Source organism: Aliiroseovarius halocynthiae (genome assembly GCF_007004645.1).
GTDB lineage: Bacteria > Pseudomonadota > Alphaproteobacteria > Rhodobacterales > Rhodobacteraceae > Aliiroseovarius > Aliiroseovarius halocynthiae.
Genome location: NZ_ML660019.1, coordinates 1,724,544 through 1,736,637 on the forward strand (window position 1 = coordinate 1,724,544; position 12,094 = coordinate 1,736,637).

Consider the following 12,094-nt stretch of genomic DNA (forward strand, 5'->3'; position numbering starts at 1 on the left):
CCCGAATTTTCGCGGCATAAGGGGGCGGGCAATTCAGAACCGGGGGGCATATGTCAGGCGCATCCATTTTAAAACGTTGTGAAGATATGGGGCTGCGCATGACCGAGCAGCGCCGCGTAATTGCGCGTGTGCTGGAAGATGCCCATCACGACCACCCGGACGTTGAAGAACTGCACGCCCGCGCCGCCGCCGTCGACAGCCGAATTTCACTGGCGACAGTATATCGCACTGTAAAACTGTTCGAAGAGGCCGGCATTCTGGTCAAGAACGAGTTTGGTGATGGGCGCGCGCGCTATGAAAGCGCGGATCGGGACCATCATGACCACCTGATCGACTTAAGCACCGGCGAGGTGATCGAATTTCTGGATCCCGAAATTGAAGCACTTCAAGAAAAGATTGCCGCCAAATTGGGCTATGATCTGAAGGGGCACCGGCTGGAACTTTATGGTGTGCGCAAGAAAGACGGGTAAACACACACACCCATCACATCTTTTGATCTGACCCATCAGCGAAATCCCACTTGCCGCGATTTCGCAAATCGGGTTCTGTCGCCTGACTGCGCAGACGGGATTGGACATGCAAAACATACGCGGCATCGTTTTTGTGATTTTCTCGATGGCGGTCTTCGCCGGAGAAGATGCGTTCATCAAATCGATGTCGCACGGAATCCCCGTGTCCGAGGTTCTGATTTTTCTGGGCATCGGCGGGATGGTGTCCTTTGCCACCCTGACCTTTCTGAAGCGTGGCACGCTTGCGCCCTTGGTGCATCGTGACATGCGCTCGCCGCTTATGTTGTGGCGCAACGCCTCCGAGGCCGTCGCCGCCATGTTCTTCATCACCGCCTTGTCATTGGTGCCGCTGTCGACCGTCGCCGCCGTATTTCAGGCAACCCCGCTTGCAATCACCGCAGGGGCGGCGCTGTTTCTGGGCGAACATGTCGGCTGGCGTCGTTGGAGCGCCATTGGTGCTGGTTTTATCGGCGTTCTGGTCATCATTCGCCCCGGCAGCGATACGTTCCAACTGGCCGCCCTTCTGCCTTTGGGGGCCGTGATTACCATTGCCATACGGGATCTGCTGACCCGGCAGATGGACCCCTCGATTCCGTCGCTTAGCGTGGCCTTCTATGGCTTTGCAGCAGTCATCCCGGCTGGTCTTCTTTTGGCCCCGATCAACGATCCGTTTGTTATGCCGTCGGGCATCGAATGGGCGTATATGCTGGGCGCTGTGATCTGTGGCGTCTCGGGATATTACGCCATTGTTCAGGCGATGCGGATCGCCGAAACCTCGATCATCATGCCATTTCGCTATATGCGCCTGATCTTCTCGATGGCGCTTGGAATGTTGGTTTTCGCCGAACGTCCCGATTTCTGGACCTATGTCGGTGCCACCATCGTCATCGGCACAGGCGCTTACACGTTCTGGCGGGAACAAAAGACACGCGCGCGCTAACATTCCCCTGCCCTGTTGTCGTACCGCGCTGAACGCGCTAAAGACGCCCTAACTGAAGTTTTCTTCTTATTGGGAGCGCTAACATGAGCACCATCATCGATATTCTCGCCCGTGAAATTCTGGACAGCCGCGGCAACCCCACCGTCGAGGTGGACGTCATTTTGGAAGACGGCACCTTGGGCCGCGCCGCTGTGCCCTCGGGCGCATCGACCGGTGCCCACGAAGCCGTGGAAAAGCGTGACGGCGACAAGGCGCGCTACTTGGGCAAAGGCGTTCTGGCGGCTGTTGAAGCCGTGAATGGCGAGATTGCTGAATTGCTGATCGGCTTTGACGCAACCGAACAAGAAGCCATCGACGCCGCAATGTGCGAACTGGACGGCACCCCGAACAAAGCCCGTCTGGGTGCAAACGCCATTCTGGGCGTATCGCTGGCTGTGGCCAAAGCCGCCGCTGATGCCTCGGCCCTTCCGCTTTACCGTTATGTTGGTGGCGCATCGGCCCGCGTTCTGCCCGTTCCTATGATGAACATCATCAATGGCGGCGAGCACGCCGACAACCCGATCGACATTCAGGAATTCATGATCATGCCGGTGGCTGCGGAAAACATCCGCGAGGCCGTGCGCATGGGCGCAGAAGTGTTCCACACCCTGAAGAAAGAACTGACGGCCGCTGGCCTGTCGACTGGCATCGGAGACGAGGGCGGCTTTGCCCCCAACATCGCGTCGACCCGCGACGCGCTTGATTTCATCATGAGCTCGATCGAGAAAGCTGGCTACAAGCCCGGCGAAGACATCTATCTGGCGCTCGATTGCGCCGCGACCGAGTATTACAAAGACGGCAAATACGTTCTGTCGGGTGAAGGCAAATCGCTCACCTCGGAAGAGAACGCCGCCTATCTTGCAGCACTTTGCGACGACTATCCGATCATCTCGATCGAAGACGGTATGGACGAAGACGATTGGGACGGCTGGGTCGCGCTGACCAACGCCATCGGCGACAAGGTTCAGCTGGTGGGTGACGATCTGTTCGTGACCAACCCTGCCCGTCTGGCCATGGGCATCGAAAAGGGCGCTGCGAACTCGATGCTGGTGAAAGTGAACCAAATCGGATCGCTGTCGGAAACGCTTAAGGCCGTCGACATGGCCCACCGCGCACGCATGACCAACGTGATGTCCCACCGCTCGGGCGAGACCGAGGACGCCACCATCGCAGACCTTGCTGTTGCCACCAACTGCGGCCAGATCAAAACCGGCTCGCTGGCCCGTTCGGACCGGTTGGCGAAATACAACCAACTGATCCGTATCGAGGAAAGCCTGGGCGCGACCGCCGAATATGCAGGACGCTCGATCCTGAAGTAAGGCAACCACCACATATAAACATCAAGGTCGGGGGTCCCCCGGCCTTTTTTCGTTGTGCACGGTTATGATAACTCCACCAGCCCCGTCACCCCTGAACTAGGAATGGATGGCATCAAAGATGCGCAATATGTCACAGCTACCATCTCTGTGCTTGAACTAATACACCCATATTACCATGCTGCCTATGAAGCGCGAACAGAGGTAAAGACATGACACTTATCAAAAATATCGCACAGTACCTCGTCCGACGGGCCGAGCGTCGGGTCGGGGTTCAATTCGACTATGTCCATGCGATCGCTGACACCAGTATTGGCCTGCTGTCACGATACAACAGGTTGTTCGGCTTTCTGGATCCACGCAAGCACCTTCCACCCCACGCCTATCACGCCGCGCGCCTGCGAGGGGCGCTGGCCGCAGATTGCGGCACCTGCGTCGAGGCCGAGATCAATCTGGCCATTTCTGCCGGGTGCGAGGCTCCTTGGATCAAAGGGGTTTTGTCGGGTAATGGAGATGGGCCCATCGCGGATGTCATCGCATTGACAGATGCTGTGGTGCGGGACCGCACAGACCTGCCCGAAGCACGCGACGCAATCGCACGCGCATATGGGCAGGCCGGATTGATCGAGTTAACTTTTGCCATGAACGGTGCTGCTTTGCTGCCCGGTGTCAAACGTGCGATGGGCTATGCCACGGCCTGTGACCTGTCGATGATGAAGAAACTGGCATGACCCCTGATCAGATCATCGCTCACCTGAGTCTTACCCCGCATCCCGAGGGCGGGCATTATCGTCAAACCTGGGTGGATTCAGACAGCAACGGGCGCCCGACCGGAACGTGCATTTACTTTCTATTGAAAGAAGGAGAGCGCAGCCATTGGCACATGGTTGACGCAACCGAAATTTGGCTTTTCCACGCGGGCGCACCATTGGTCTTGTCGTTGTCGGAAACAGACGGGGGGCCCATAGCGGACCACATACTCGGTCCGGATTTTGCGGATGGGCAATCACCCCAGATCATCGTGCCCAAGCACCATTGGCAGGCGGCGCGCACGACCGGCGAATACACGCTGGTAAGCTGCATTGTCTCGCCGGGCTTTCAGTTCGAGGGCTTCACCCTTGCCCCGCCCGGCTTTGACATTGCGCGCAGTTGATTACGACCCGCCCAACAGCACCGCTGACACGGGCACCATCGCGACCGAGCTGATACGACTGCCGAGGCTCCATTCGACCAACGCACCAAGCGTCTGCGGAGCTGCGCGCCCCATCAGGATCACACCTACCTGCTGATCCGCCTTGAAGGCGGCATTGTCTAGAAACCGGCGGATCACGTCGTTGTTCTGCTTACCACCATCCAGTTCGCGAAAGACCAATCCAGCTGGCACTCCGATTTTCAGCGCATTTTTGTGGCCGGTATTTAGCCCCTCGGCCTGCGAGATCAGCCCATGCCCGGATGCGATCAGTATTTCCGAGATCTGACGCGACAGAGGCGCATTGGTCTGGAACCCGCTATTGGGGGGCATATAGACGGCAACTCCTTGATCCAGAACAGGTTGCTGGACCTGCAGATTCACCTCGGCATCCGTTGGCGTGGCCCCGGGCGGCAGATCCGCCTGAATAACAATCTCAGCCCCGGCCTGACGATAGAATTGAATAGCGGCATCCAAATCTGGCGCGTTCACATCTACGATGACACTGACCGGAAACGGAAACTGCGCAAGGCTGTCCAGCTGCGTGCGCTCGGGTCCCATATCGGCCAGAACAATCGCCATCAACGGCCGCCCTTCAATACCCGGCGCCGGGACGGCGTTACGTTCGATGGCCAAAGGCGAATCCGATAGATCCGGCAGGACAGCTTCCAACCCTGCGGCTGTAGTGTTCAGGCCCTGATCCTGTTCACCGTCGCCAATGCTGGGCAACCGGTTCTTCGTGACGTCGAGCGCTTTGTCTGCCAGAGGCCCAACCGACGTTCCCAACCCAGCGCGTAGGTCCGACGATACCTCGGGGTCAGTGACCGAAGGCAACGTTTGTGGCGTAGGTTCAGGCGTGACTTCAGCCAGCACATCTTCGTCCGGGGACGCCTCGGGCTGCGCATCCAAAACCGGAACCTCGGCAACCGGTGTATCTTCGGCGGGGATTTCCAGTTCGACAATCTCGGCTTCAACGGCAGGGATTTCGGCAGGAGTCGCCGGGATAATTGCATCGGCGACAATGGCCTCGTCCTTGATAACAGGAGCGATTTCAGGCTCTACCGCCACAGCGGGCTCTTCTGGGATCTGCACCTCTTCGATTGGCGCATCGGCAGCAACCTCACCCACCTCTACGACCGGCTCATCGACCTCAACAATCACATCCGGCTGAGCCTGAGCCACGTCATCGGCCATGGAAGCTTCGGCAGCGGTTTCGATCTCGGGTTCCGAGATTACTTCAGGCGCATCAGGCACAATCACATCGCCTGCATCTGATGCCTCTTCGCCCTCGGTCTCCGGCTGTTCAGCAGGCGTATCCAAGGTGTTCTCATCCACTGATGAATCAGCATCGACCGGCTCTGGAGCAGGCGCCTCAACGACAGGATCGGCCTCGACTTCCGGCTCTGCCGATTGCGCATCCACAGCAACATCATCATTTGGCGCCTGTGCAGTACCACCTTCGCTTTGAACCGGCGTATGCTCAGTTATTGGTTCAGTCACAACGGGGGCCGCATCCGTTTTCACAGGGGGCAACATCGGTGATACCAGCCCTATTCCAGCTGCCGACACCACACCGCCACAAATAACACCTGTCAGGAAGCCTTTTGCCATGGCTATTACCCCCAAATACTCGATTGATCCTGCGCCGCTCTTGACCCTCGGCGCTTGCTTGGATCATGTATAGCCGGACAGGGACATAACGTAACCCCTTCAGACACAACTTTGGCGAAAGGCCGCGACATGATCCTGCTGATCGATAACTATGACAGCTTTACCTACAACCTCGTCCATTACCTTGGCGAGCTTGGGGCCGATGTGGTCGTCCGCCGCAACGACGCGCTGGATGTGCAGGAAGCAATGGGAATGGGCGCCGACGGAATCGTGTTGTCCCCCGGCCCGTGTGACCCGGCTCAGGCAGGCATTTGCCTGCCTTTGACCATGGCTGCGGCCGAGGCTGGCGTCCCGCTTCTTGGCGTCTGCCTAGGTCATCAAACGATTGGCAAAGCATTCGGCGGTGATGTGATCCGCGCATCTGAAATCGTGCATGGCAAGATGGGCTCGGTCCGCCACGAAGGCAAAGGTGTCTTCGCAGGCCTGCCCTCGCCCCTTCAGGCAACGCGCTATCACTCGTTGGTGGTAGATCGCGCCACCCTGCCCGACTGTCTGGACATCACGGCAGAGCTGGACAATGGCTTGATCATGGGCCTGCGCCATAAGGAACTTGAGATCGAAGGCGTTCAGTTCCACCCCGAAAGCATCCGGTCTGAACACGGCCATGCGATGCTGGAAAACTTCCTGAAGAAGACAGTTCAGAAAAATGTGGGGGTGCCGGCATGAGCGACGCGATGAAACCTCTGATCTACGCCGCCACGGAAGGCCCGCTGTCACGCGCCCAAGCCGAGGCTGCGTTCGAGGAACTGTTTGAAGGTCGCGCCACCCCTGCCCAGATTGGCGCGCTTCTGGCCGCAATGCGGGCACGTGGGGAAAGCGTTGCCGAATATTCAGCCGCAGCTGCCGTCATGCGCGCAAAATGCGCCAAGGTGAACGCGCCGGAAGGGGCGATGGACATCGTGGGCACAGGCGGCGACGGGATGGGCACACTGAATATCTCGACCGCGACGGCCTTTGTTGTGGCGGGCGCAGGCGTCACGGTCGCCAAACACGGCAACCGTAATCTGTCGTCGAAATCCGGCGCAGCGGATGCGTTGACAGAAATGGGCGTGAACGTGATGGTCGGCGCGGATGTGGCCGAACGCGCCATCAACGAGGTCGGCATCGGCTTCATGATGGCCCCGATGCACCACCCCGCAATGAAACACGTCATGCCCGTCCGTCAGGAAATGGGCTGTAAGACCATCTTCAACATCCTCGGCCCGCTGACAAACCCCGCTGGTGCCAAACGTCAGTTGACTGGCGCCTTCGCGGCCGACCTGATCTTCCCGATGGCCGAGACCCTGCAAGCGCTGGGATCGGAAAAGGCGTGGCTGGTCCACGGTGCGGACGGGATGGACGAGATCTCGATCACCGGGGCGACCTCGGTCGCGGCGCTGGAAGGCGGCAAGATCCATGCCCGCGAGATCCACCCAGAAGATGCAGGGCTGCCCGTGCACCCTCTGGCGTCCATTCTGGGCGGAGAACCCGCAGAAAACGCCGTCGCATTCCGCGCCCTGCTCGACGGGGATGCCTCGGCTTATCGCGACGCGGTTCTGTTCAACGCCGCCGCGGCCTTGGTCGTGGCCGACAAGGTGAGTGACTTGAAATCTGGCGTCGAAATCGCTGCGGAAAGCATCGATAGTGGCGCTGCGAAAGCGAAGATCGAAGCATTGGCCGCGCTGACTTCGGCGACATAAGCACTATGGCCGGTCGCCAGACCGGTCACGCGCCGACCGCCCCCATGGGCGGCGCGTTTCGCGCCCTCGCGGTCGACTTCCACCAAGAAACAAGTTCCACTTCCATCCGCCCCCTGCTCGCGCTAGAACCAGCGCATGAGCACCGTTCTGGATAAAATCAAAGCCTACAAACTCGAACATGTGGCCGCGTGCAAAGCCGCCTGCCCCCTGTCCGAGGTCGAGGCCGCCGCCCGTGACGCAAGCCCCACCCGTGGCTTCGCGACTTCCCTAATGAAAGACGCCGAAAACGGCTATGGCATGATCGCTGAGGTCAAAAAAGCCAGCCCGTCCAAAGGCTTGATCCGCGAAGACTTTAACCCGCCCGAGATCGCAACCGCCTATGAGGCCGGCGGTGCATCTTGCCTGTCTGTCCTGACCGACGCACCGTCATTCCAAGGCGCAGACGAATTCCTTGTGGCTGCCCGCTCTGCCGTGTCGCTGCCCGCGCTGCGCAAGGATTTCATGTATGATACCTATCAGGTCGCCGAGGCGCGTGCCTTGGGCGCTGACTGCATCTTAATCATCATGGCTTCGGTTGAAGACTCGCAGGCGCAAGAGCTTGAAGATGCGGCTTTTTCCTGGGGCATGGATGTGCTGGTCGAGGTGCATGACGAGGAAGAGCTGGACCGCGCGACGATCCTGAAATCACCGCTTTTGGGCGTCAATAACCGCAACCTGAAGACCTTCGAGACCACACTGGACACCACCCGCCGCCTGTCAAAACTGGCCGGGAAGGAACGCCATCTGGTCTGCGAAAGTGGCCTGTTCACGCCGCAAGATCTGGCCGATATGGCCACACATGGTGCGCGGTCATTCCTGATTGGCGAAAGCCTGATGCGTCAGGATGATGTCGAGGCCGCAACCCGCGCCCTTCTGGCCAACCCGGTGCCCGCATGACGCCCCCCCCCTGACCCACTTCGACGCCGACGGACAGGCCCACATGGTCGATGTCTCGGGCAAGGCTGTGACGGATCGCGTCGCGCTGGCCGAAGGGTTTGTGCGCATGACGCCCCAGACACTCGCGCTGGTCACGTCAGGCACCGCCAAGAAAGGCGACGTTCTGGGCATTGCGCGTCTGGCGGGCATTATGGGGGCCAAGAAGACCTCGGACCTGATCCCACTGTGCCATCCGCTGCCAATCACCAAAGTTGCATTGGAACTTGAGCCGCAACCCGATCTGCCCGGTATACGCATCGCCGCAACTGTCAAAACCGGCGGGCAAACAGGCGTGGAAATGGAAGCGCTGACCGCTGTCTCAACCGCCTGCCTGACCGTCTATGACATGCTGAAAGCGGCCGAAAAGGGCATGGAAATCACGGGCATTCGCCTTCTGCGAAAAGAAGGCGGGAAATCGGGAACTTACGAGGCAGACTGATGATTACCGTGACCGAGGCTTTAGACGCGATTTTCAAGCTGGTCGGGCCTCTGGGCACCGAAAATGTCCGCTTGGCCGAGGCTGCCGGACGCGTGCTGGCAGCACCTGTCATCGCCACACGGATGCAGCCACCATTTGCCGCCTCTGCGATGGACGGCTACGCGCTGAACGGGGTCGAGGCTGATCCCGAAGCCATGTTCCGCGTCATCGGTGAAAGCGCAGCCGGTCATGGGTTTGACGGCCGCGTCGGCCCGGGTGAATGCGTGCGTATCTTCACCGGAGCGCCCCTTCCCGAGGGCACAAACCGTGTGATTATTCAGGAAGATACCGACCGCAAAGGCAACCTGATCACGCTGGCCCGTAAGCTGGACAAAGGCCCGCATGTGCGCCCGGCCGGGGCCGATTTCAAACCCGGCGACACGATCCCCGCCCCTCGCGTCCTGACACCTGCCGATCTGGCACTTGCTGCTGCGATGAACGTGCCCAACTTGACCGTCACCCGCAAACCCGTGGTGGCGCTTCTGGCCACTGGGGACGAACTGGTCATGCCCGGCGAGGCCCCCGGCCCGGATCAAATCATTGCCTCGAACAGCTTCGGTCTGAAAGCCCTGATCGACGCGAACGGAGGCCACGCCCGCATGCTGCCCATCGCACGCGACAATGCGGACAGTCTGCGCACGGCGTTCGAACTGGCAACAGATGCAGATCTGATCGTCACAATCGGCGGGGCTTCGGTCGGCGATCACGACATCGTTGCCGATGTTGCCGCCGAATTGGGCATGGATCAAAGCTTCTATAAGGTCCTGATGCGCCCCGGAAAGCCCTTGATGGCGGGACGGATGGGTGATGAAGCTATGATTGGGTTGCCGGGCAATCCCGTATCCTCGATGGTATGCGGCCACGTCTTTCTGATCCCTGCCCTGCGCGCCATGTTGGGACTTGGCGCCAGTGCCGCACCGCGCAAGACTGCGCGTTTGGCGCATGATGCAGCCCAGAATGGCCAGCGTGAACACTATATGCGCGCCCGAGTGGATGGCGATCAGATCACCATCTTTGACAGTCAGGACAGCGCGCTGCTGTCGGTATTGGCCCAAGCCAACGCACTTGCCATCCGCCCTGCGTCGGACCCTGCCCGCAGCGCCGGCGATGAAATCGCCTATCTTCAAATCTGACGGTGCATGCTTTGGCGGCTTCGGGCGCAACTGTTGACACAAATCAAGAACATGCGTAGAACATCCCTTGAACGCTCTGCTAAAAGAGCCACGGAAGAAGGCTGCATACGACAGGTCTGGCGGCTGACTTCCCCCAAGTGAACGAGGATGGAGGAACGCAGATGCTGACCCGCAAGCAGTTGGAACTTCTGGAATTTATCCACAAGCGGATGCAGAAGGACGGGGTATCCCCATCTTTTGACGAGATGAAAGAGGCGCTGGACCTTCGTTCGAAATCCGGCATTCACCGCCTGATCACCGCCTTGGAAGAACGTGGCTTTATCCGTCGTCTGGCGCACCGGGCCCGCGCGATCGAGATCGTCAAGCTGCCCGAAACCATGGACACTGGCGGGCGCGCAGGGTTTGAACCCCGCGTGGTCGAAGGCGGGCGTCCCGAAAGCACCCCCTCCAGTGCATTGCCATTGGAGGCGCTTGGCGTGAACGAACTGCCCCTTCTGGGCCGTATCGCCGCGGGTACTCCGATCGAAGCAATCACCGATGGTGCACAGCACGTATCAGTGCCTGGTGCGATGTTGGGGGCTGGTGGCCGCCACTATGCGCTTGAGGTTAAAGGGGATTCAATGGTCGACGCCGGGATCAACAATGGCGACGTTGTGGTGATCCGCGAAACCAACCAAGCCGATAATGGCGACATCGTCGTGGCACAGGTTGATGGGTATGAAGCGACCCTGAAACGTTTTCGCAAGAACGGCGACATGATTGCGCTTGAAGCTGCAAACCCTGCCTATGAGACCCGCCTTCTGCCGGAAGGTCAGGTGAAAGTGCAGGGCAAGCTGGTCGGGCTTATCCGCACGTATTGATCCCTATCACAGCCACAGAACGAAGAAAGCCCGGCCATTGTGCCGGGCTTTTTATGTCGCTTTACGCATTGGACCTTAACTGAGCTTAGACAATTGCGACTGAAGTTCGGTCAACTGTTTTTTGATCTTGTCCAATTCGTCCGTGTCACCAGATTTATCCGAGGCTTCATTCGCATCACTGTCCTGCCCCGGACCGGAAGATCCAGAAAAGCCACCCATCATGGCCTTCATAAAGGCCTCTTGCTGCGCCTGCATGGCTTCGAACCCGGGCATTTTCGCCATCGGATTGCCCATCGTGCCAAAGTTTTCCATCATCTGCGACTGACCATCGCGCAGCATTTCAAAGCTGGCCGCCAGAAACTGTGGAACGACGCTTTGGGCTTGCGTTGTGTAGGACCGAACCAGATCTGTCAGTACATCCACGGGCAAGACATTCTCGCCCCGGCTTTCATGTTCTGCAATGATTTGCAGCAGATACTGTCGCGTCAGATCATCACCCGATTTCAGGTCAATGATCTGCACCTCACGCCCATCGCGGATGAACCCCGCAATGTCGTCCAAGGTGACGTAATCGGACGTCTCCGTATTATAGAGCCGCCGACTTGCATATCGCTTGATCAGCAGCGCGTCCTGAGACTTGTTCATATTACCTCCCCGCAGATTTTCCTTTCTGCACTGCAAAAGCCTAACAGCGCCGGGCACAAAGGCAAGAGTTTTGCTCAAATTCAACACAACATGCCCAAACGGAAAAGGACGGGCCATTGACCCGTCCTTTCAGGAATTGCCGGGGGGAGGAAAGCTCCGGCAGAATTTCCTGCTTATTTGGCAGTTGCCTTCTTGGTGGCTTTCGACACTTCGTCGGTGGCTTTCTTGACGGCAGCCTGAGCTTCTTCGCCCAGTTCTTTGCCAGCAGCCATCATCAGTTCAACGGTTTCAGCCTGAACTTTTTTTGCAACTTCGGCAAAAGCAGCCATGTTCTCGGCGGCCAGCTCAGCCTGAGCCGAAGCGAAGTCGGTCATGGCTTTGGTGTAGTCAGCGGCGTCTTCTTTGGCAGCAGCAACGTCGCCCATTTTGGCCAAAGTTTCTTTGGTCCATTTGGTCGAGATCTCGGCCGATTTGTCAGCAGCTTGCAAAGCAACTTTGGTCATTTTCTCGCCCATAGCAGCTTGGTTTTTGAAAGCGTCTTGGGCAACCGACATGTCCACAGGGAAGTTGGCCATCATGTCCTGGAACATCTTGGTAAAATCTTGGGTCTTAGTCATCGTATTACTCCTAGAGTATCGGGAGCGCTGGGAGGATGCGCTG

At 58.7% G+C, this 12,094-nt stretch carries 14 protein-coding genes; 11 read left to right on the top strand and 3 right to left on the bottom strand.

What is annotated here, in order from left to right; genetic code table 11:
- The first annotated feature begins 50 nt into the window (after positions 1-50).
- From FIL88_RS08490 to FIL88_RS08510, 5 genes are all read left to right on the top strand, one after another.
- Positions 51-470: a Fur family transcriptional regulator gene (locus FIL88_RS08490; RefSeq protein ID WP_142853309.1), complete on the top strand. Its 420-nt coding sequence runs from the start codon at positions 51-53 to the stop codon at positions 468-470.
- A 106-nt stretch (positions 471-576) separates the two neighbouring features.
- A complete protein-coding gene (locus FIL88_RS08495; protein WP_142853310.1) occupies positions 577-1,449 on the top strand; it encodes a DMT family transporter in 873 nt (290 codons plus the stop codon).
- Positions 1,450-1,532: 83 nt separating this feature from the next.
- Positions 1,533-2,807, top strand: a complete 1,275-nt coding sequence (eno, locus tag FIL88_RS08500; RefSeq protein ID WP_142853311.1) for a phosphopyruvate hydratase — start codon at positions 1,533-1,535, stop codon at positions 2,805-2,807.
- A gap of 209 nt (positions 2,808-3,016) precedes the next feature.
- A complete protein-coding gene (locus FIL88_RS08505; protein WP_142853312.1) occupies positions 3,017-3,535 on the top strand; it encodes a hypothetical protein in 519 nt (172 codons plus the stop codon).
- Entirely contained in the window at positions 3,532-3,957 is a 426-nt protein-coding gene (locus tag FIL88_RS08510) for a cupin domain-containing protein (protein ID WP_142853313.1), read from the top strand. Before FIL88_RS08505 ends, FIL88_RS08510 begins: the two co-directional genes overlap by 4 nt.
- On the opposite strand, the gene FIL88_RS08515 is transcribed toward FIL88_RS08510, so the two are convergent.
- Entirely contained in the window at positions 3,958-5,604 is a 1,647-nt protein-coding gene (locus tag FIL88_RS08515) for a divergent polysaccharide deacetylase family protein (protein ID WP_142853314.1), read from the bottom strand.
- Between the two features lie 129 nt (positions 5,605-5,733).
- Here FIL88_RS08515 and FIL88_RS08520 point away from each other — a divergent pair, with 129 nt between their 5' ends.
- The 6 genes from FIL88_RS08520 to lexA all read left to right on the top strand — a co-directional run bounded on the left by FIL88_RS08520 (position 5,734) and on the right by lexA (position 10,789).
- On the top strand, positions 5,734-6,330 hold the full coding sequence (locus FIL88_RS08520) for an anthranilate synthase component II (protein ID WP_142853315.1): 597 nt from the start codon (positions 5,734-5,736) through the stop codon (positions 6,328-6,330).
- Positions 6,327-7,343 (top strand): anthranilate phosphoribosyltransferase, encoded by a 1,017-nt coding sequence (gene trpD / locus FIL88_RS08525; protein ID WP_142853316.1) that lies wholly within the window; start codon positions 6,327-6,329, stop codon positions 7,341-7,343. The genes FIL88_RS08520 and trpD overlap by 4 nt, the downstream gene beginning before the upstream one ends.
- Before the next feature lie 135 nt (positions 7,344-7,478).
- Positions 7,479-8,279 (top strand): indole-3-glycerol phosphate synthase TrpC, encoded by an 801-nt coding sequence (trpC, locus tag FIL88_RS08530; RefSeq protein ID WP_142853317.1) that lies wholly within the window; start codon positions 7,479-7,481, stop codon positions 8,277-8,279.
- Positions 8,230-8,757: a cyclic pyranopterin monophosphate synthase MoaC gene (moaC, locus tag FIL88_RS08535; RefSeq protein ID WP_142853318.1), complete on the top strand. Its 528-nt coding sequence runs from the start codon at positions 8,230-8,232 to the stop codon at positions 8,755-8,757. The genes trpC and moaC overlap by 50 nt, the downstream gene beginning before the upstream one ends.
- Positions 8,757-9,929 (top strand): molybdopterin molybdotransferase MoeA, encoded by a 1,173-nt coding sequence (locus tag FIL88_RS08540; RefSeq protein WP_142853319.1) that lies wholly within the window; start codon positions 8,757-8,759, stop codon positions 9,927-9,929. The genes moaC and FIL88_RS08540 overlap by 1 nt, the downstream gene beginning before the upstream one ends.
- 161 nt (positions 9,930-10,090) lie before the next feature.
- Complete coding sequence (gene lexA, locus FIL88_RS08545) at positions 10,091-10,789, top strand: transcriptional repressor LexA (protein WP_142853320.1); 699 nt, start codon at positions 10,091-10,093, stop codon at positions 10,787-10,789.
- A 75-nt stretch (positions 10,790-10,864) separates the two neighbouring features.
- On the opposite strand, the gene phaR is transcribed toward lexA, so the two are convergent.
- A complete protein-coding gene (gene phaR, locus FIL88_RS08550; protein ID WP_142853321.1) occupies positions 10,865-11,434 on the bottom strand; it encodes a polyhydroxyalkanoate synthesis repressor PhaR in 570 nt (189 codons plus the stop codon).
- 173 nt (positions 11,435-11,607) lie between these two features.
- Positions 11,608-12,051 (bottom strand): Phasin, encoded by a 444-nt coding sequence (locus tag FIL88_RS08555; RefSeq protein ID WP_142853322.1) that lies wholly within the window; start codon positions 12,049-12,051, stop codon positions 11,608-11,610.
- Between the last annotated feature and the right edge of the window lie 43 nt (positions 12,052-12,094).